Origin of the sequence: Shewanella sp. SW24 (assembly GCF_025653395.1) — a bacterium.
In the GTDB taxonomy this organism is placed as follows: domain Bacteria; phylum Pseudomonadota; class Gammaproteobacteria; order Enterobacterales; family Shewanellaceae; genus Shewanella; species Shewanella oncorhynchi.
The window spans coordinates 96,931-117,528 of sequence record NZ_JAKKSH010000013.1; the positions used below are offsets into that span (position 1 = coordinate 96,931).

The following is a 20,598-nucleotide window of genomic DNA, read 5'->3' on the forward strand; positions in this document are numbered from 1 at the left end:
GCAAAGATTAATCTCCTTTCGCTGGCCAAGCCAAAGCATCGGGCTCACGCCATGAAACTAGCGCCTCAGTGACACCTTCAGCGCCAAAATGCTCACCTTGAGTCGGCAAATCCCGATAAGCGTAATCATGCCAACCTGTCACGTCATCACCATAGCGAAAATGCAGACAATAGGCATGCAGATAACACCGAACCGCGGCCTCTCCGCCGTATAAATCATCCCCTAAAATGGGTACACCTAAGCTCGCCAAGGCAACTCTTAATTGATGGGTTTTACCTGAGTGGGGTTTAAGCAAATATAAACGCAATCCCTCGCTAACACTCAAAGAGAAAAACTGCGTAATCGCTGGATTCTCTTTAGTCCGCAGTAACTTAAACATGCTACGACGCGACTTTGCCATGTCACCAACCACCCAGCCTTGCTTCTTCTTCGGCTTACCTTTCGCGAGGGCGAGGTAATATTTCTGCACTTTATGGGCGGTAAACAGCTCAGTAAATTGCTTGGCGGCGACCGCGCTCTTAGCCAGAATCAACAGACCGGACGTGGGCGTATCGAGTCGATGAACAGCAAAAAGCTTAATCCCTAAATCTTGCTCAGCCTGCGCCACCACGCCTGCAGTCCCATCCTGACTGTGGAAATGCACTTTGGCTGATTTGGAAATAACAATAAAATCAGCCTCATCGGCTATGATTCGATACATGGAGTACTCGGCGTTGTAATGCGGATCATCGACTTAAAACTGAATAGTGACGACTAAGCCAGGATGATTATCCGTGAGATTAATTTTGGCATTGTGCCGTGAGAGAATCGCTTTGACCATAGATAATCCTAAACCAGTACCCTGTAAATGCCGGCTAGGGTCGAGGCGCACTAAACGTTCGAACACTCTTTCTTTACTCTCGTCTGGAATACCAGGGCCATTATCGCGGATCTGAATTTGTGGGCCTGACTGAATAATCTCAATCCGCGCACCTTGGCCAGAATACTTCATCGCATTATCGACAAGATTATATAAGGCTTGGAATAATAAGTATTTATCACCAAAAACCTTATGATCTGTCAGTAACGATAAACTCAAGGTTTGCTCGTTAGATTCAGCCACAGCATCGGCCATATCCAATAAGTCGGTACACAGTTGCGCTAGGCTTAACTCCTGCAAATCGAGTATCTGCTGACCTTCTTCGATACGCGTGAGCGACAACATGGCATCAAACGTCGCTAAACAATGATCGAGCTCCTCGGTCAAAATGGCGCAACCTTCGCTAATCTCGTTGCTCGGCTTACTCGCTAACTCTTCAATACCAATACGGATATGTGACAGTGGAGTACGTAAATCATGGGCGATATTATCGGTCGCACCACGCACTGCCATCAGGTTATTTTCGAGAATATCCAGCACATTATTAAACTGCAGCGCCAACATATCGAACTCATCCTGACGCCAACTCAAGGGTAAGCGGGTGTCATAATGACCGCGTTCAATCTGTTCACTCAAGCGGTTGTATTGCACTAATCGACGTAAAATCGCCTTAGAAAACAGATAGCCGAGCGCTAAAGTCAACACTACGGTAAGCATGACAGCCGTCGCGGCGGCACTGATAAACTTATCAATTAACGTCGCTAAGTTATCGGTACGGGTCGCAATCAACACTGGGCCGTAGCGGGTCATCACTAGGCCGCCAGTAAGAATATGCAGCTTATCCGGGCCACCGGTTAAGATAGGAAAATCCCGCGTTTGCGGCAGCATGGGCATGCCTTCGGGCATAAAGCTCAAGGCACCGACCATATCGTAGCTATTACGCCAAGCGATCAGGGCCGTTTGTGGATCGGCGGCGCGGATTTGAGCGGCAAAACTACGGCGATCAACCGTTAGGGCAAGTTGCTGATAACGTTGGGTCTCTGACTCTAAATATTGAGTCACTTGATACTGCTGCTCGATGATCAACTGCCGATAGAGGGCAAATAGCAACGCCCCGATGATCACTATCACTAAGGTCGAAAAAACGATTGTGATGCGCCAGGCGCTGCTTTGGTAAGGCTTAATGCCTTTGTCGTAAGCGATAACCCGCTCCCCTCACGGTTTCGATAAGCTCGCCATGGCCTAACTCTTCAAATTTACGGCGTAATTTTGCGATATGCACATCGATGACGTTCGTGCGCGGATCGAAGTGATAATCCCACACTGCTTCGAACAATAAGGTGCGGCTAATAACTTGATTAGCATGTTCCATCAGATACTTAAGTAACTGGAACTCTTTTGGCTGTAGCATCAACTCCTGCCCGTCTAAAGTGACATTACGGGTCAGTAACTCCATCTTCAAACCACCAACAACGAGATCAGTTGTCACAGGCACAGATTGCCCACGGTGCATCAGTTTTTCAGCGCGAACTAATAACTCGGAGAAAGCAAACGGCTTAGTCATATAGTCGTCGCCACCTGCCCGCAAGCCTTTTACTCGCTCATCGACGTGCGCTAAAGCGGATAAAATCAGCACTGGTGTTTGATTACCCGTAGCCCTTAAGGCGGCCAGCAATTTTAAGCCATCGAGTTGAGGTAACATGCGGTCGAGGATCACGAGATCGTACTGACTACTCGTCGCAAGTGACAGGCCTTGATGGCCATCGCTCGCCGTTTCGATATTGTGGCCCTGCTCAAGAAATCCTTTGACGATGTAATCAATCGTCGTCGCATCATCTTCAACTAAAAGTATTTTCATCTGTATGTTGCGCTCCTCAATCTTAAGCACTCGTGTGAGCACTCGATTGACTTAGATATTTCAATCCCACTTGAGTAAAGGTAACGGTCGTAAATTTTCGACATCAAAGGCCAACTTAAACTTACCCGTATCGTCTAACAGCTTAAGTTCTAAGTAACTGATACCTAAGTCGTGGTCTAACTTTGCTTCGGTTAAGAAGGCTTTATGATCTTTAGTGGCCTTAATGATTAGACCTGAAAAGGTTTGATCTTTTGCCGCGATCATACGCGTTGCCTCAACCTCACCCAGATCATCGGCGCTTACTTTACTCGCCTTTTGTTTCAGTAACTTACCATCACGGGCACGATATTCAAACCGCGTTATAGAGTTTGCTAAAGGATTAATCAACTCAAATTGATAGACTAATTCACCCTCTTGCTCTTCCATATGAAATTCGGCAATCACACCGGAGAACCCTTTTTCAATCTGCTGCATAACGCTCAACGGCGGTACATAGTCTCCACCCGCAAACATCGAATACATGCTCTGAGCCGCCGTTGCGACACCAGATACCAACATGAATCCTAGCAACCATAGTCTCATGGCCCCTCCATATAAATCAGCTAAGTTTGTATCTTATGAGACAATCAGTTAGAAGTCGATGGACCTATTGCGCCTGTATGCAATTCCAAGCTAATCCCTCACAATTTACCACTGGATATAGCATCACACTGTGTCAGCGTTAACTCTGGTTCGGCCATCAATTGATCTGAAATCCAACGTCAACAGAACCTAAATCGCTGATAAGCCAAACACTCAATCATTTTGTGGCTAATGTGCTAAGTCTACCTAATACCAACTTAAACGCCGATGGAAACAAGATTAAGCTTTGATCATCTGGGGATTTTTAAACATGACATTTTCAGTGATAACCCTCAATTTCGCCATTTAGAATCAAGAGGATTGAATTTTAGCGGGTATTTTAGTCTATCTGTGTCATTAAAAAGTGGGATTGGCAAATAAATCGCCCTCGACTAAAGTCAGATAACTTAGCATCAGGTAACGGTATTTTTAAATCGGAGCGAAAATGAAACCAGTCATGCGATGGATAAGCTTAAGCTTGTTATTAATAGCAGCATTAAGCGCTTATGCCTATGGCAGCGCCACCAGTGCATTGGTGTTCATCATCTTAGGCATGCTATTGGAAGGGACATTTTGGATTGGATTACTCGGTATAAAACGTTATTAAATTACGATATCACGCTATTCCAAAATATGAATTTGTTCGGATTTGAGTGCCACCGTAGTTTGCATCCCCTTAGTAAGAGCAAGCTTTTGGGCAAAATGCAGCGAGACTTCAGTGTTAAGTTGTAATGGGGTGCCAGTGACGTAGCAGATAAGCCGAACAGATTCGCCCATCACCAGCATAGCGTCGATCGTGACATCTAATTTATTAAAACTGCGGCATAAACGCCCTTTGGAAATCGAATTAAAACGAATACCTTGATTGGGGATAACCCAACGGACTCGACTTCCCACAGGGCGATCTTTGCCATAGTCGCAGGCAATTAGCTGCTCACCAAATTTAAGCCAAGTGAGATTTTTAGTGCTGTCTTGAAATACCACTTCACCATCAAAAATATTTCTTAGCCCCATCTGCCTAGCCACAGCTTCATTTCGTGGCCGCGATAACACCTCGAAAGGTGCACCTTGCTGTAGCATCTTGCCTTGGCTGATCAAAATCATCGAATCAGCCAGCAGCAAGGCTTCATTTAAGTCATGGGTGACCATAATAACTGGGCAAAGTAACTGCTCTTTGAGGCGCGCAAGTTCAAGGTATAAACGCTCGCGAGTTTCCCTGTCCACCGCAGAAAAAGGCTCATCCAGCAACAAAACCGACGGTTCACGGGCAAGCGCTCTGGCAAGCGCAACGCGCTGGCGCTGGCCGCCCGATAAATGCGCCGGTAATCTATCGGGTAATCCCTGTAGATTGACCCGTTCGAGCCAATCTTTCGCGCGCGGTATGCGCTCCGATTTGGGGATATGGTCAAGTCCAGCGACTACGTTTTCTAAGGCAGTGAGATTCGGAAATAAGCCAAAATGCTGCGGCATATAACCGATATGGCGTTGCTGCGGGCTTAAGGCGATACGCGCTTTATCATCAAACCAAGGTCGATCGCCAAAGTGGATTTGTCCCGTATCGGGATGATTCAACCCAGCGATCATCCGTAGCAGCGTGGTTTTTCCACCGCCAGATGGCCCGACCACAGCAAGTACTTCACCCGCTTTACAGCGGAAATCGGCGTTGAGTTTAATGTGTTTATGATTTTGGATCTGACACTGCAGATCAGCGATGATTTGCGCCACGCTGACCTCCTAAACGCCGCGATAGACTGGTTGTTAGTGCTAACGCCGTCACGGCAAACAGCAATAAGACTAATGACATAGTGCCAGCGGCATTAAAATCGAATGATTGCACACTGTCATAAATTGCAATCGAAATCGTCTTAGTCTCGCCAGCAATATTGCCGCCCATCATCAGCACAACGCCAAACTCCCCAAGCACATGGGAGAAGCACAGAACTAATGCCGTTAGCACACCCGGCCACACCATAGGCAATTCAATTTTAAGTAGAATTTTAAGTCGACTCATGCCGCAACAAGCCGCTGCGTCGCGAACATCATTAGGTACAGTTTCAAAGGCGCGTTGTATCGGCTGCACTGCGAAGGGAATATTGACTAAAACGGAGGCGATAACCAGACCAGAAAAGTGAAACACGAGTTGCTGACCCATGACTTGCTCAATCCATTGTCCGAGCCAACTTTGACTGCCAAGCCCCACCAGCAAGTAATAACCAATCACAGTCGGCGGTAATACTAAGGGCACCATGATCAGCGCCTCGACCCAAGATTTGCCGACAAATTGACGATAGGCTAATGCCCGTCCAGCCAAAATAGCTAAAGGAATCAACACTAAAACTGTGATGCCACTCAGCTTGACCGATAACCAAAGTGCCTGCCAATCCATCATGGTTGCTCTGGCAATGAAAAACCATAATCGGCCAAAACACGACGAGCACTATCGGCTCTTAAATAATCGTAAAAATGCTGAGCTGTTTCACCCGCCTTGGCCATTAATGCCATACGCTGAAACAGTGGACTATGCATTTTTGCTGGCACTATGGCGTAATCACAATGTTTGGCAAAAGTAGGAGACATAGCTAAAGAGAGCGCAATAATCCCGCCCTGGGTTGAACCACTAATCGCAAACTGCCCTGCTTGGGACACATTTTCCCCGAGGATCAATTTAGGTTGAATCGCATCCCACAACTGCACAAACTGCAATGCTTCTTTGGCCTTTTCGCCATAGGGAGCGTGATCAGGATTAGCAATAGCAAAACGGGTAATTTTTCCTGCAGCGAGTGCGTCGGCTAACCCCTTAAGTTCAGGATCAACGGACAAACGACCTGTTTTAGGTACAACAATAGCGAGTTGCCCTTGGGCATAAAGAACGCCGGCATCGCGGGCAACGCCAGCACTATGCAATTGCTGAATATATTTTTCATCCGCAGATAAAAATAATTCATAGGGCGCACCGTTTTGGATTTGAGTAGCAAAATTGCCCGATGACCCATAGGATATTTTTACTTTTAGCCCAGTTTCATTGGTAAATTTTTGGCTAATATCATCGAGGGCAAAACGTAAATCTGAGGCAGCGGCAATTGCGGGAATCGCTGTATTATCCGCCGCTCGACTGCTAGATGGCGCGACCGCCAAGCACCAGAGTAATGCAAAAACACAGGTATGGAAGAAACGGGTCAAACTCTGCATTGGGTCACCTTAGTGCAATATTCGCGCGGGACTTAAACTGGCAAGCTGCGTTGCGACTACGAGTATCTCTGCCACGCGACTAGTCTTTGTGTTGCCATAGCTTAGCCGCTTGTTCATCGGCATCTTTCGCTTCAACCCAACTTTTACCTTGCTCGCCCGCTTCTAATTTCCAGAATGGCGCTTTGGTTTTTAAAAAGTCGATTAAGAATTCACAAGCAGCAAAAGCGGCCTTGCGATGGGCGCTGGTTACGCCGATAAACACAATCTGCTCACCCAGAGCCATAGTACCGACACGGTGAATAACCGTCACTTTATTGAGCGGCCAACGGCTACGCGCCTCGGCAACGATTTGTTCTAGTACGGCTTCGGTCATGCCAGGATAGTGCTCTAAGGTTAGGTCTGTCACCGCGGCACCATCGTTAAAATCACGCACTTTGCCGACAAAAGTGACTACGGCACCATCGCTATCATCTTGAGCTAGCAGGCGATATTCGTCAGAAACACTAAAATCGACCTCTTGCACTCGAACTGCGGGTAATAAACGCATATTAACCTCCTGTAACCGGTGGGAAAAAGGCGACTTCATCACCATCGTTTACAGGTGTATCCCATTGGCTAATGGTCTGATTTACCGCCACCAGCAATTTGTCAGAGGTTAATACTTTAGCCCATTTGTCGTCGGTTGCCGCCAGCGTTGCCCGTAATGCTTCGGCAGTTTGTGTCTGCTCGCTCGCCTCTAGGCTTAATTTAGCTGTGCCCAACAATTCTCGAACTTGAGCAAAAAACAACACGTTAATCATAGTCTTCTCTCGTTTTTGATACGCTAAACCTTAAAATGTCCCGACTTGCCGCCACGCTTTTCCAACAGACGGACTTGGGAGATAACCATATCTTTTTGCACAGCCTTGCACATGTCATAGATAGTTAACGCCGCCACTGAAGCTGCAGTTAACGCTTCCATTTCTACGCCCGTTTTGCCGGATAACTTGCACAGGCTAGTAATACGCACGCGGTTATGTTCAGGTTGTGCCTCTAAATCGACTTCAACTTTCGTTAGCATCAGCGGATGGCAGAGAGGGATAAGATCTGAGGTTTTTTTCGCAGCTTGAATGCCCGCAATACGCGCGGTCGCAAACACATCACCCTTGTGGTGGCTACCACTCATGATCATCTCGAGTGTCGTGCTCGCCATCTCGATAAAAGCTTCTGCACGGGCTTCGCGCTCGGTAACGGCTTTTTCAGTTACATCGACCATATGGGCATTGCCATCGGCATTAATATGGGTAAATACATTGCTCATTGGAGCGATCCTTTAATTGAGGTCAAAACAGGGTACAAGGGAAATTGAACTTATACTCGCGCTAAATTGGCTATGGCAACAGACCTAAAACTAGGTCTAGCCGCCAATAGAGGCAAGATGCTGAGTGACACCTGTGATGCCTTGATGCAAGTAATGGGTTTCTTTCTTCTGGGCTAATTGACCGTGCAGACGCTCCATTAATTCCGCTTGCTGGTTAGAATGCTGTAGCAGATCACGTAAATCGACACCGGATTCCGTAAAGAGGCACAAGTGCAATTTACCCTTAGCAGATACCCGTAAACGGTTACAGGTAGCACAAAAATTATTGGCATAGGGCATGATCAAGCCGATACGGCCCTGATAATCGCTGCGGCTGAAATTTTGGGCTGGACCATCGGAGGCACTTGGCGTATCTAATTGCCAGCCATCTGCCAGTAACTGTGCTTTGATGTCGGCGCCCGCTAGGTGATGGGCTTCAAAATACTCACGACCAAGACCCGTTTCCATCAGCTCGATAAAACGCAGGTCGATTGGCGTGTGTTTAATCCAGTGTAAAAAACGTGGCAAATCTTTATCGTTTAAACCTTTAAGCAGTACGGCGTTGATTTTTACTCGCTCGAAACCTGCTGACAAGGCGGCATCAATCCCCCGCATCACTTCGTCAAACTTATTTTCGCCGGTGATCTGGTAAAACATTTTGGGATCTAAACTATCCACGGACACATTGATACGACGCAAGCCAGCATCGAACCATTCTTTGGCATGCTTTTCGAGTCGATATCCATTAGTGGTCGTCGCAATAGTATGAATGCGCGGGTTATCAGCGACGACACGAATGATGTCGGTAAAGTCTTTACGCAGGGTAGGTTCACCGCCTGTAATGCGGATTTTTTGGGTGCCGACTTGGCTAAATGCGGAGACTAAGTTTTCTATCTCATTGAGAGATAAGAATTTTGGTTTACCTTCAGGATGATAACCATCAGGGAGGCAGTAACTGCATTTGAAGTTACAAACGTCAGTGACTGACATCCGTAAATAGTGAAATTTTCGACCAAAGCTGTCTTGTAATTGAGACATGATCACCTTTCCAAGTGTGGGAGGTGAGAGCATTTCTTATCCCACCCCGGTGGCATTATTACCACGGCTACACCTCCATATCTTTCGACTTAGGCAGGCAAGCTCGGAGAACCGTCGTCGGTGATTATAGGCCGAAAGTACTCACTAGCTATACCCCTAAACAGGTATTTATTAACCTAGATCACGCTAGCGTGAATAATCTGTGACAGTCCTCACCTAAAGATTTGTATTGAATTAGACTAAACAGCAGCTTAATCCACTGTGACCTTATCTTATTTTCAGGTAAGGTGGTGCAAGCAATAAAACGCCCGTTTACAAACTACAACACTCGATAAAAATCGGGGAAACGTGAAGGAAGAGGTGAACTGATGGAACGCGAATCAATGGAATTCGATGTTGTTATCGTCGGTGCTGGTCCAGCTGGCTTGGCCACGGCATGTCGATTAATGCAAATATCACAGGATTCAGGTAAAGAAATTACCGTCTGTGTGGTAGAAAAAGGCTCAGAAGTGGGCGCGCATATTCTGTCAGGCGCTGTGTTCGAGACAAAAGTGCTCGACGAGCTATTCAGCGACTGGCGCGAAAAAGATGCCCCAATAAAAACCGCTGTCACCCACGACGAAATCTACCTGCTCAGCTCAGCCACCAACGGCCGAGTCATGCCTAATGCTTTTGTGCCAAAAACCATGCACAACGACGGCAATTTTATTATCAGCGTCGGTAATCTGTCCCGCTGGCTAGCTAGCCGCGCAGAAGAACTCGGTGTCGAAATATTCCCAGGGTTTGCTGCAAGTGAGTTGTTATTTAACGAAGATAACAGCGTTAAAGGCATTTTAATTGGCGATATGGGCATAGGCGCTGACGGCGAGCCAAAAGATAGCTACATGCCAGGTATGGAGTTGCATGCTAAATATACTGTATTTTCTGAGGGTTGCCGTGGCCACTTAGGCAAGCAACTTATCGAAAAATACCATTTAGATAATGGTAAAACACCTCAGCATTATGGCTTAGGCTTTAAAGAAATTTGGAAAGTCCCCGCCGAGCAACATGAGCAAGGCAAAGTCGTTCACACTGGTGGCTGGCCATTAACCGAAGGCGCATCGGGTGGCGGCTTCCTTTACCATATGGAAGACAACCAAATTGCGGTCGGCCTTATTATTGATTTGAACTACAAAAATCCGCATCTGAGCCCATTTGACGAATTCCAGCGCTATAAAACCCACCCTGTGATTGCTAAGTATTTAACGGGTGGTGAACGCCTTAGTTATGGCGCCCGCGCGATTACTAAAGGCGGCTTAAACTCGCTACCTAAGATGAGCTTCCCCGGAGGCCTTATCATAGGTTGCAATGCGGGCACCTTGAACTTCGCTAAAATCAAAGGTACTCACACTGCGATGAAGAGTGGAATCGTTGCCGCTGAAACCTTAGCTACAGCCATGATGGCAGGCGTTGAGGGCGGTAAAGATCTCGACTGTTATCAAACTCACTTCGAAGAAAGCTGGCTGCACGAAGAATTGTATAAATCACGCAACTTTGGCCCTGCAATGCACAAGTTTGGCACCTATTTAGGCGGCGCCTTCAACTATATCGATCAAAACTGGTTTGGTGGAAAGTTCCCTATCACACTGCGTGATGAACACCCTGACTATGCGCAAATGGCACCTGTGAGCGCTTACAGCAAGATTGATTATCCCAAACCCGATGGCAAACTCAGTTTCGATAAACTCTCCTCAGTATATCTGTCGAGCACTTACCATGAGGAAGATCAACCCTGCCATTTACGCCTAAAGGACAGCAGCATTCCACTGGGCATAAACCTCACCCAATTTAATGAGCCAGCACAGCGTTACTGCCCTGCCGGCGTATATGAAATTGTCGAAGAGGCGGGTCAGCCTAAGTTTGTGATTAATGCGCAAAACTGCATTCACTGCAAAACCTGCGATATCAAAGATCCCAGCCAAAACATCACTTGGGTTACGCCTGAGGGTGGTGGCGGCCCCAACTATCCGAATATGTAACAAATTAACAAAAAATGTAAACGAAGGCGTTCGATAGGGCGCCTTTTTTTCACCTTTAACACAAACAACTCACTTTTTTTGCTTGCCCTAACTCGCGACATTGGCCACAATTGCCGCACAAAAAGAGTGCGTTAAAAATCACCATTTCATTTCCGTCTATACTCTACATAATTAGATCTACCGCAAGACCAACAGGTTAGGTCAAATAAGTGTTCTATACGCTGTTTTATTCGGCAACTGACCCAGACTAAGGTTAACTTTTAACATTTCTGTCCGATAATAAATGTCGTACAAGAGTGCGTCGACCGATATCTCAAAACGTCCAACACAGGCATATTGATATTTATGATATTGAATAACCTCACTATTAAGCAGAAAATTCTGCTAACCGTGACATTTGCAGTACTGCTGTCGACCATACTCGTTGGAGTATTAAGCCAGAACAGTGCTAAGCGTGTCGTAGAACAACGTATGCTTGGGTCAGAAATGCCCAGCTTAATGATGCAAATCCGTAATAAAATTGAGTTGGATATCTCCAGCTTAATGAACGCCGCTGAACAACTCGCTAGCAGCCGCATGCTGCTTCAATGGCTAGAAAACGATCGACCTCAGGAGCAAGAAGCTCAAGTCGTTGCTCAGTTAAAGGACATCACCCTCCAATATAAGCTGGCACAAGCCTCCTACGCCGACAGACAAACGGCGGCTTATTACACTCAGGATGGGTTTCTACGCGTACTCACTCCTGCACAAGACGGTTGGTTTTTTGGTTACCGAGACAGTGGCCAAGAACGTATGCTAAACGTCTTCACAGAGGCAAATGGCGAGGTAAAACTCTTTATTAACTACCAACAACCTAATGGTCGTGGTTTAGTTGGTCTAGCCAAATCCCTCGATGATATGGTGCGTTTGCTTGGATCTTTTAAGATTGAAAAGACAGGTTTTGTTTATCTTGTTGATGCCAAAGGTGAGGTAAAACTGCACCCAGATACCAGCCAAATTGGTAAGAGCACCCTAAACAATCTTTATAAAGATGCGAGTTCAAACTCCTTATTAAATCGCGGCGATTTCAATCTGATCAATACCAAGATCAATGGTAAAGATATGCTAGTTGCCAGTAGTTATATCGCATCTATGGATTGGTATTTAGTGGCACAAGTGCCTGAAGCAGAAGTCTTCGCACTATTAGCAGATGCCGCTTATCAGATCTTAATCTGGACTCTGCTCATTGCTGCTGGCTTTATTGTGCTTGCAATCGCAGTAGCTGGATCGGTCAGCCGCCCAATCGCCCAAGTTGCCGCCATGTTCCGTGATATTGGTGAAGGTGAAGGTGATTTACGCCAACGCTTACCCGTCAATGGTGAAGATGAAATTGCGCAGCTTGCCAAAGGATTTAATAGCTTTATCAGCAAGATTCAGGAGTCTGTCATCGAAGTAGCACAAACCAGCGAACAGCTTGGTTTCTCTGCGAAGGATGTCTCGAATCAGGCGCAGCAAACCTTAGAAGACAGCCACGAACAGAAAGATCGCACCATGATGGTGGTAACGGCGATTAATGAGATGGGGGCGACTGTTAACGAAATCGCCAGCAATGCTGCCCAAGCTGCGGTTGCAGCCAGAGATGCAGATACCGAAGCCAGCAGCGGCCAAGTGGTAGTAACCCGTGCTCGCGATACCATTAACCAATTGTCAAAAGACGTTGGCCAAGTGGGTGAAGTGATTGAGTCCCTCGCGACCCACACTAAATCTATCGGTGGTATTTTAGATGTGATCCGCGCAATCTCTGAGCAGACTAACTTGTTAGCCCTCAACGCGGCCATTGAAGCAGCACGTGCCGGCGAAGCTGGACGCGGATTTGCTGTCGTGGCCGATGAAGTGCGTAACTTAGCCTCACGCACAGCAGCATCGACCAATGAAGTGCAAGGCATGATCGACAAGCTGCAATCGGAAGCCAGCCGCGCGGTTAATGCGATGGCCCAGAGTCGTACCCGCTCCCACGAAGGCGTTGTGGCCGTCGATGAAGCCAGCAAATCGTTAATTGGCATTAGCGATCGCATTGGTCTTATCAGCGACATGAACATCCAAGTTGCTGCGGCAACGGAAGAACAATCCACAGTGGTGGAGGACATCAACCGTAACGTCACTGAAATCAATGACATTACTCAACGTACTGCCAATACTGCCCAAGCGGCGGCACAGGCGAGTTTAGCCTTGAATCAACTGTCACACCGCTTAGATACCTTAGTGGCCAAGTTTAAGGTGTAAAACCTTAAAACTTACGCCATAAAAAACGCCTTAGATGTTTCCATCTAAGGCGTTTTTCTTTAACTCGCAGAGGCAATTAATCCATAGCAATAAATTTAATCGTTAATGGATAGCGATACACTTTACCTTCGCTGGCCTTAATAATCGCCAGCACAGTGCACACCAAATCGAATATGCCGAGTATGGCTAAAAAGATGAAACCTATTCCGACCAAAGCTAATACGCCACTGATGATCACATAAATCAACAGGCTCAATTTAAAGTTCAAGCAACTACGGCCACATTGATCAACAAATGCGGACTCTTCACGCTTCATCAGCCAAATGATCAAAGGACCAAGAATAGAGCCCAACGGCACTAAGTATCCAATAAAACTTGAGGCGTATACCAGTAAGCCAAAATCTTTATCACTTTTTGTAACGGGCTCAATCATAGGTCATCCCTGTTTTATCATTTGAATATAAAGCCTTATTTACCACTCGGTCCATATAAACGCATTTGCCAATCTTCTACTGTCTGTAATGCTAAACGACGTTGTAGGCTATTAACCCAACTCAGCGCTAATCCCTCGCAGGAAGCTAAACGATCATATGCACTGGCATTAAACGTTGGCGAGAAATAGAGTGACATGGCCTCGGCAACACTGATATCAGTACGACGCTCAACTAATTCAATCCTATCGTTTAACTGAATAATCCCTGGGGTTAAGATTCTATAAAACCAACCACATAATTGGCTTTGCTGCATGGCGAGGGCAAATTCTCTGTGACCAAATTGCAGATTCAATTTAAAACAAGGTGAACGCGGCTGAGTCACTTGCACTTTTACTGCACCAATTTGCAAGATATCGCCAATATTGACTTGAGTTTCGTTCAGTCCAACTGTGCTAATGTTCTCTCCCATGCTGGGCGCATCTTCGAGCTGGGTGATTAAGTCCCAACGACGATATTGGCCGTAGTGCTCGCGGGGGAAATGATGTAGCACGCGATCAAGGCCGCCATGGTGTTTTGGATCGGCCTGCGCGTCCCCTTCAACATGGTCGATATGCACTAACAGTTGTTGAGCCGCTTGCTTACCATCAATCCCAGTAGCAACACCGGACATTTCTTGAAGATGGGTTCCTAAGTACAATCCAGACAACTTATTAATCAACAACTTTGACATCTGCAACTCCAAATCAATGACCTATCGCGCATTACTGTCAGAGTGTAAACCGCGATACGCCAATAATACAATCAACCCGCGCCATAACCCACAAAGGTAGGCTAAACATTGCTGCCAAGAAGAACCGAGTAGAGTCTATGAATGATTTAACACCACTTGATTTCGGCCCGCTTCTTTTGCCTGATACAAGGCCAGATCGGCACGTTTAATAAGATCCTCCGCGGGCTCTTGCACTTGATGCTCAGCAACACCAATACTGGCAGTAATAGAAATGTGCAATCCATTCACTTTAATTTCCCGCTGGGAAATGAGGTCACGGATCTGTTCTGCCAGTTCTGCCGCTCGGGATAAATCCATCTCAGGGAGTAAAATTAAAAACTCCTCACCGCCCCAGCGACATAAAATATCCTGTTGTTGTAGTAAACCACGCAGCATATTGGTCATGGTTTTTAATACTAAGTCACCAATCCCATGCCCATAACTGTCGTTCACTTTTTTAAAGTGGTCGATATCCAACAAGAGTATTGAAATCGGCGATTGTGTCAGCTTAGCTTTATCTAACGCCAGCCTAAAGTACTCATCAAACACCTGACGGTTGGCGGCGCCAGTGAGCTTATCGGTAGACGCCATAATTTCTAGTTTGCGCTGATAACGACCTAAGGTCATGTTTGAGATGAATAAAATACCTAGAGTCACCATTAGGCTTAACGCCAAATTACCCCAAAACGTATTTAACAGTTCCCGCTCCTGTGGCGCATCCTCCTGCTCAACAATCAAATACCACTTAAACTCAGGAACTAAGCGACTATTGAGATAAACCGTTTTCCCGTTTTTCTGATAGCTGAAGGCGGCACTTGGGCTGGTTAAAATACGCGTAGCCAAATTATCAAGCCCTACGTTCGTTTGCAGCGAATCCGTACCGTCATATTGATCGCCATGCAAAGTGACATTACCTTGCCGATCCGTAAAGAACACTCGGCGGTTATAACGCTTTTGATATAACTCAATTAAGGCTTTAACCTTTTCAACCGCCAACCCAACACCGGTAACACCAATAAATTTTCCTTCAAAATCAAAAACTTTATAATTCACAAATACGGTTGTTTTACTGCGGTCCGCCGTATCGGCATCAATATTGACCTCATAATGCCCAGATTCAGGTAAAGAACGCACTCGAAAATACCAAGCATCGTCAGGCTCTACATCTTGGATTTGTTTTAAAATGCCCGTGGAATGGTAATAATTTCGACTTTTCTCAGACACAAAAAAGCTCGTGACAGTACCGTATTTTTCTTGGATTTCCTTAAGGTAACGAATGAGTTTTTCGGGCTCTTGCTCATGACTTAAGGTCCAATCCCGAACAAAGGTATCCTGCGCCATCAAGGATGAAATAAAGATGGGTCGTAACAAATCCTGTTGAATTTCTGAATAAATATTATCACTTGTGAGCGGTAAGGTATTGCTCTCTATTTGTTGGCTCAGTGAATCATGGGCCACTTTGTAACTGATACCGCTGGTCACTAAAAAGGCGACCAAAAGCAAAACAGACAGAAGCCAAATAAATTTATTTTTATCATTCCAAGCGTTATTGCCCATTCTCAACTCCAAAGACTACAGAACACCTTGAGTGGCTTATTATTTTAATTTAACGATAACTATTTTAGTTGAATAAATGTTAACGCAATTGTGCCATGGCCGCACAAGATTTCTGTCGTATTGGCGTTCTACGATGGAATAACTTTATTTTGAGCAAAAAAATGCCTCGTTGGGGAAACGAGGCAAAAAACATACTAACCAATAAATGGGAGAAAAGTACAAGAAAACGTTAAGGGACAAGCTATGCGCCACAAGACATACTCTAGCAAGGACGTATGACAAAAAGATGACTCAAACTGGTCGCCCGCAGATTTTCATGCGATTTGCTTCGCCTCTAAATACTGTTTTAGTGCCTCACCCGGAATAGAACTATCAGTTGCCACCGCAAATGCCGCCCAAATCGCCCCTTCTGCCATGGCCTCAGTAATCGACTGGCCGATGCAGAGACTGTGGATCAACCCTGCCGCATAGGCATCACCCGCGCCTGTGGTATCAACAACTGTGGCAGGGATAGCAGCAACATGCTGCACTTGATCATGCGTGTAAACCTTAGCCCCATTGATACCATCGGTGACAATAAAGTAACGCAGACAATCGCCGCCAATGCTTTTGCCATATTCCCAAGATGCGCCATCACAACGCCCCTGAATATCACTCATGGAGGCCAATAAAATATGACAAGGTCTCTGTCTGTCGTCCTTGGCTAATTGCGCGACCACAAGACAATGTTCTAAAGCTGTTTTTGCCCAGCTGACAGAGCCTTCAGCGGAAGTATTAAAATACAACGCGTCCCATGGCTGCCATTTCGGCGGTACAGATAATTCAAATATGGGTCTTTGTGGCCGAATAATGGTGCGCTCGCCGTCTGGCGTCATTACAAGCAGCATTTCGCATGTATTGCCGGTGCGGCGCTGCACTAAGCGACAATCGAGCCCTTGCGTACTGGCTTCTGCAATGAGCCAATCCCCCATGTCATCACGGCCCACTTGACTCACCAGCGCGACGCTATGCCCTGCCCAGACTAAACCTAATCCGGTATTTGCCCCACCGCCGCCGAGCCTTTGGCCGCCATCTTGATAATGGAAACGTCCACCTGTTTTTAAAGGTTTATCAAGCAGTAAGATCCGATCACAGTTGAGATTGGCAACTAACAGAATATTAGCCATTACACGGCTCCAAAGGGCAAAAAAGCATCAAGGCCAGAAGATAAAAACAAAGAAATATCAATCTAGAGCAAAATGCTCACAGGCACAATCCAATCATCAAGATAGAAACATTATAAGGATATGGCAGCGCCTTGATGTAAGCATTTGTCCCGAAGAAGACGAGGAAAACAGTTATACACTCATACGGTATAACATAGATGTTAACTCTAACACTTTGTTTAAAATAGATTTATAGAAAAGATAACGTCTCAGGACAAAATGAAGCGTAACCATTTTGAAGCCGACTCGATTAATTATCAGTAGACATAGTTAAAATGCATGCTGGATACATATATTAAATTTATGAATGGAATCAAACGCTATGCTAATGGAAATATGGGATACCGCCGAAGAAAAATCTGAGCAGCTACGCCGTTATCAGCTCTGTATAGATGAATTTAATGAATTGAATTTTCACGATGTTTATATTGCAGAAATCAAACAAGAATACCAACAACTTGCTGAACAAGTAAAAGTGCAGTCAACCTCGGATCCCGAGCGCTAACTGCACTTTGCCATCTAGTTACTCACGATAAACCTTCAATTACTTTATTGGCGTCAATGGTGATAAAGACGCAAATTGTACTGTTAATGTCCAATCTGTAATGACCATATCTGAAGGCTGCCAACTATCATCAACCCACTCATAAACCAAGCCAGGGTTTTCCTCTGCGTTGACTAACAAACGCCGTCCATCTTGCAACACAAGCGTATAATCGAGCCCCTGCGCATCGACACTTTCAATGTCCCCCAAGACATTGTGCTTAATGGCCGAAATAGTTCCGGTTGCCTTAACGGCATCGTTTTCCTTTGCACCGCTGTAAAACTTTAACGCCTCGTTTGCGGCAGTCTTGTGAAAAACAAACTCCTCAGTCACACCCACTACGATCGACGGATCAAGCTCATACCAGGCGGGTATCCATAATGCGTTAATTGTCATCCCGTTATATCCTGCATAATAATTTTACGGACGGGATCATTCTGCCTTAACCCCGACAGAGAAAATACTCTTCAGGGATAAAATAATTTTAATCCCTGTAAGGGATAGCATCACTAAATTGAGCGCATCACTTTCTTTGTAAGATAATCCCAAACCAAAGGGTCATACCTGAGATGCTTTAAGCTCCAGCACTGATGTTGGACTCAATTGGTCTTTCTGTTAGTTTGTAAAACACTTTGCCTGAAACCGACACATTAAGCTGACAAAGTGATCCTGAGCTCAGTAATCGCGTATAGAGTCACACACGATAGATTAATCTTCCCATGCTTGCACCGCAGGCCGATAAATACGGAGTTTACTTGTCTATGGATAAGCCCATAACGCAACCCCCTCAAACCCTTAAGCTCATTGGTGAAACTGAGGCCGGAAAGCGTCAAGAGCTTAAGCAATACTTTAATCAGACATGGGCTTTATACGAGTCTCTGTATGATTTAATCCAAGAAGATAGCGCCTATTACCTCAAAGCCGAGCCGCTACGCCATCCGTTAATTTTTTACTTTGGCCATACGGCCACTTTCTATATCAACAAACTCAAACTCGGTAAATTTCTCGATGAACGAGTAAACGACAACTTCGAATCCATGTTCGCCATTGGTGTCGATGAGATGTCTTGGGATGATTTGAACGAACAACATTATCCGTGGCCGGATGTGGCAGAGGTGCGCAGCTATCGCCAACAAGTTAATGCTGTCGTCAATCGTGTTATCGATGAAATGCCTCTAGCGTTACCTATCACTCAAAATAGCCCAGCTTGGATCATTTTGATGGGCATTGAACATGAGCGTATTCATTTAGAAACCTCATCGGTGATCATCCGCCAACTGCCGCTGGAATATGTCGCACCCAACCACCTCTGGCCTGCGTGCCAAGACACCGCCCCTGCCGAGGCCAACAGTTTATTGGCTGTAAAAGGGCAAAAGGTGACCTTAGGCAAAACTGAACAAGACCAAACCTACGGTTGGGACAATGAATACGGCCATAAAATATTTAACGTTAACGACTTTAAGGCTGCTAAATTCTTAGTCTCGAATCAAGAGTATCTCGCATTCGTCGAAGCTGGCGGCTATCGCTCACCCCAATTTTGGAATGAAGAAGGCCAAGCTTGGCTTGCCTATACCCAAGCACAAATGCCGCGTTTTTGGCGCTTAAGACAAGATAAATGGTGGCAACGTAACTTAGTGGAAGAAATTCCGCTGCCATTAAACTGGCCCGTTGAAGTGAATCAGCTCGAAGCTAAGGCTTTCTGCAATTGGAAAGCCGAACAAAAGCAAAGCAATATACGTCTATTAACTGAAGCTGAGTGGTACATCTTACGCGAGAATGTGCCCGCCGATGCGCCCGATTGGCATGAAGTGCCGGGCAATATTGCTTTGGCTTATTACGCCTCTTCTTGCCCAGTGAATCGCTTCGAACATAATGGCTTTTTCGATATTGTCGGTAATGTTTGGCAATGGACAGAAACCGCAATCGACGGTTTTGACGGCTTCGCCGTACACCCACTTTACGATGATTTCTCCACCCCAACCTTCGATGGCAAACATAATCTCATCAAAGGCGGCTCGTGGATCTCTACGGGTAATGAGGCAATAGCTTCATCACGCTATGCGTTTCGTCGACATTTTTATCAACACGCGGGCTTTCGCTATGTGGAATCCACCCAAAATCCAGCTCAAATGGCCGAGGTCAATGTGTACGAAACGGATGAACTGATTTCCCAATACCTTGAATTCCACTATGGCGCCGAATATTTCGGGGTTGCTAACTTCTGCGTCAATGGTGTGCAGCAAGCGCTGAGTGAAATTCAATTGACTCATACAGCTAAAGCCCTCGATATCGGCTGCTCCGTTGGTCGCGCGAGTTTCGAACTGGCAAAAGTGTTTGATCATGTTGATGGTATCGACTTCTCGGCGCGCTTTATTCAACAGGCCTATGCGCTGACAGAACAAGGTGAAAAACGTTACACCATACGTACCGAAGGCGACTTACAGGAATTTAAGAGTGCGAGTCTCGTAAAACTGGGATATGAGCTTGAGGCGAAAAAGGTCAACTTTATGCAAGGTGATGCCTGTAATTTAAAGCCCATCTACACAGGTTATGATTTGGTTTATGCCTCAAATCTTATCGACAGGTTGAACGAGCCTAAACACTTTTTAACCAGTATTGCCCAGCGGATTAATCAAGGTGGATACCTTGTGATTGCCTCGCCATACACTTGGCTTGAAGATTATACGCCCAAGGATAAATGGTTAGGTGGCGTTAAAGTCAAAGGAGAGAACTTCACCACCTTAGATGGTTTGACCGAAACCTTGATCGGCCAATTTGAGCTGGTCGCAGTGAAGGAAATTCCCTTCGTGATCCGCGAGACTAAACGTAAATTCCAACATTCCATCTCAGAAATGACAATTTGGCGTAAACGTTAATGCTCACTCATGGGATAACCAACTGAAGT

At 45.9% G+C, this 20,598-nt stretch carries 21 protein-coding genes and 1 riboswitch; of the genes, 5 read left to right on the plus strand and 16 right to left on the minus strand.

The features are described from left to right. Nucleotides 1-7: 7 nt before the first annotated feature. From L5M17_RS12535 to L5M17_RS12550, 4 genes are read right to left on the minus strand one after another with little or no spacing between them, the layout of a single operon-like run. Nucleotides 8-700: a TIGR01621 family pseudouridine synthase gene (locus L5M17_RS12535; RefSeq protein ID WP_263147841.1), complete on the minus strand. Its 693-nt coding sequence runs from the start codon at nt 698-700 to the stop codon at nt 8-10. Between the two features lie 33 nt (nt 701-733). Further along, entirely contained in the window at nt 734-1,990 is a 1,257-nt protein-coding gene (locus L5M17_RS12540; protein ID WP_263147843.1) for a sensor histidine kinase, read from the minus strand. Nucleotides 1,991-2,039: 49 nt separating this feature from the next. Next, complete coding sequence (locus L5M17_RS12545; protein ID WP_006079763.1) at nt 2,040-2,717, minus strand: response regulator transcription factor; 678 nt, start codon at nt 2,715-2,717, stop codon at nt 2,040-2,042. Between the two features lie 60 nt (nt 2,718-2,777). Beyond that, complete coding sequence (locus tag L5M17_RS12550; protein WP_131524044.1) at nt 2,778-3,299, minus strand: hypothetical protein; 522 nt, start codon at nt 3,297-3,299, stop codon at nt 2,778-2,780. Between the two features lie 484 nt (nt 3,300-3,783). Here L5M17_RS12550 and L5M17_RS12555 point away from each other — a divergent pair, with 484 nt between their 5' ends. Further along, nucleotides 3,784-3,945 carry a hypothetical protein gene (locus L5M17_RS12555; protein WP_263147846.1) on the plus strand — a complete coding sequence of 54 codons (162 nt, stop codon included), beginning with the start codon at nt 3,784-3,786 and terminating at the stop codon, nt 3,943-3,945. 14 nt (nt 3,946-3,959) lie between these two features. Here L5M17_RS12555 and L5M17_RS12560 read toward each other — a convergent pair whose 3' ends face one another. The 7 genes from L5M17_RS12560 to moaA form a co-directional block, all read right to left on the minus strand. Continuing rightward, entirely contained in the window at nt 3,960-5,063 is a 1,104-nt protein-coding gene (locus tag L5M17_RS12560) for an ABC transporter ATP-binding protein (protein ID WP_263147848.1), read from the minus strand. Further along, nucleotides 5,044-5,724, minus strand: a complete 681-nt coding sequence (gene modB / locus L5M17_RS12565) for a molybdate ABC transporter permease subunit (protein WP_105251087.1) — start codon at nt 5,722-5,724, stop codon at nt 5,044-5,046. Before modB ends, L5M17_RS12560 begins: the two co-directional genes overlap by 20 nt. Further along, complete coding sequence (modA, locus tag L5M17_RS12570; RefSeq protein ID WP_263147851.1) at nt 5,724-6,527, minus strand: molybdate ABC transporter substrate-binding protein; 804 nt, start codon at nt 6,525-6,527, stop codon at nt 5,724-5,726. Before modA ends, modB begins: the two co-directional genes overlap by 1 nt. 79 nt (nt 6,528-6,606) lie before the next feature. Beyond that, nucleotides 6,607-7,074 carry a molybdopterin synthase catalytic subunit MoaE gene (gene moaE / locus L5M17_RS12575; RefSeq protein ID WP_263147854.1) on the minus strand — a complete coding sequence of 156 codons (468 nt, stop codon included), beginning with the start codon at nt 7,072-7,074 and terminating at the stop codon, nt 6,607-6,609. A 1-nt stretch (nt 7,075) separates the two neighbouring features. Continuing rightward, on the minus strand, nt 7,076-7,327 hold the full coding sequence (gene moaD, locus L5M17_RS12580; protein ID WP_006079756.1) for a molybdopterin synthase sulfur carrier subunit: 252 nt from the start codon (nt 7,325-7,327) through the stop codon (nt 7,076-7,078). A 23-nt stretch (nt 7,328-7,350) separates the two neighbouring features. Next, nucleotides 7,351-7,827 carry a cyclic pyranopterin monophosphate synthase MoaC gene (gene moaC, locus L5M17_RS12585; RefSeq protein ID WP_006079755.1) on the minus strand — a complete coding sequence of 159 codons (477 nt, stop codon included), beginning with the start codon at nt 7,825-7,827 and terminating at the stop codon, nt 7,351-7,353. Between the two features lie 96 nt (nt 7,828-7,923). Beyond that, complete coding sequence (moaA, locus tag L5M17_RS12590) at nt 7,924-8,904, minus strand: GTP 3',8-cyclase MoaA (protein ID WP_263147857.1); 981 nt, start codon at nt 8,902-8,904, stop codon at nt 7,924-7,926. Beyond that, a riboswitch (molybdenum cofactor riboswitch) is annotated at nt 8,892-9,025 on the minus strand. Its footprint overlaps the gene before it by 13 nt. Nucleotides 9,026-9,272: 247 nt before the next feature. Here moaA and L5M17_RS12595 point away from each other — a divergent pair. Both L5M17_RS12595 and L5M17_RS12600 read left to right on the plus strand, forming a co-directional pair. Continuing rightward, a complete protein-coding gene (locus tag L5M17_RS12595) occupies nt 9,273-10,922 on the plus strand; it encodes an electron transfer flavoprotein-ubiquinone oxidoreductase (protein WP_263147859.1) in 1,650 nt (549 codons plus the stop codon). Nucleotides 10,923-11,267: 345 nt separating this feature from the next. Next, the gene (locus tag L5M17_RS12600; protein ID WP_263147862.1) at nt 11,268-13,184 is read left to right on the plus strand and encodes a methyl-accepting chemotaxis protein; all 1,917 of its coding nucleotides are present in this window, start codon (nt 11,268-11,270) and stop codon (nt 13,182-13,184) included. Nucleotides 13,185-13,260: 76 nt separating this feature from the next. On the opposite strand, the gene L5M17_RS12605 is transcribed toward L5M17_RS12600, so the two are convergent. The 4 genes from L5M17_RS12605 to L5M17_RS12620 all read right to left on the minus strand — a co-directional run bounded on the left by L5M17_RS12605 (nt 13,261) and on the right by L5M17_RS12620 (nt 17,110). Further along, nucleotides 13,261-13,617 (minus strand): DUF4870 domain-containing protein, encoded by a 357-nt coding sequence (locus L5M17_RS12605; RefSeq protein ID WP_105251079.1) that lies wholly within the window; start codon nt 13,615-13,617, stop codon nt 13,261-13,263. A gap of 35 nt (nt 13,618-13,652) precedes the next feature. Further along, a complete protein-coding gene (locus L5M17_RS12610) occupies nt 13,653-14,348 on the minus strand; it encodes an MOSC domain-containing protein (RefSeq protein ID WP_198572493.1) in 696 nt (231 codons plus the stop codon). A gap of 135 nt (nt 14,349-14,483) precedes the next feature. Continuing rightward, entirely contained in the window at nt 14,484-15,944 is a 1,461-nt protein-coding gene (locus L5M17_RS12615) for a diguanylate cyclase (protein WP_263147864.1), read from the minus strand. 314 nt (nt 15,945-16,258) lie between these two features. Beyond that, nucleotides 16,259-17,110, minus strand: a complete 852-nt coding sequence (locus L5M17_RS12620; protein ID WP_263147868.1) for a PfkB family carbohydrate kinase — start codon at nt 17,108-17,110, stop codon at nt 16,259-16,261. 361 nt (nt 17,111-17,471) lie between these two features. Here L5M17_RS12620 and L5M17_RS12625 point away from each other — a divergent pair, with 361 nt between their 5' ends. Beyond that, nucleotides 17,472-17,654, plus strand: coding sequence for a hypothetical protein (locus L5M17_RS12625; RefSeq protein ID WP_113941356.1), 183 nt, complete (start codon nt 17,472-17,474; stop codon nt 17,652-17,654). Between the two features lie 39 nt (nt 17,655-17,693). On the opposite strand, the gene L5M17_RS12630 is transcribed toward L5M17_RS12625, so the two are convergent. Further along, nucleotides 17,694-18,089 (minus strand): hypothetical protein, encoded by a 396-nt coding sequence (locus tag L5M17_RS12630; protein ID WP_198572490.1) that lies wholly within the window; start codon nt 18,087-18,089, stop codon nt 17,694-17,696. Nucleotides 18,090-18,454: 365 nt separating this feature from the next. On the opposite strand from L5M17_RS12630, the gene ovoA reads away from it, so the two are divergent. After that, nucleotides 18,455-20,569, plus strand: a complete 2,115-nt coding sequence (ovoA, locus tag L5M17_RS12635; protein ID WP_263147871.1) for a 5-histidylcysteine sulfoxide synthase — start codon at nt 18,455-18,457, stop codon at nt 20,567-20,569. Nucleotides 20,570-20,598: the final 29 nt, after the last annotated feature.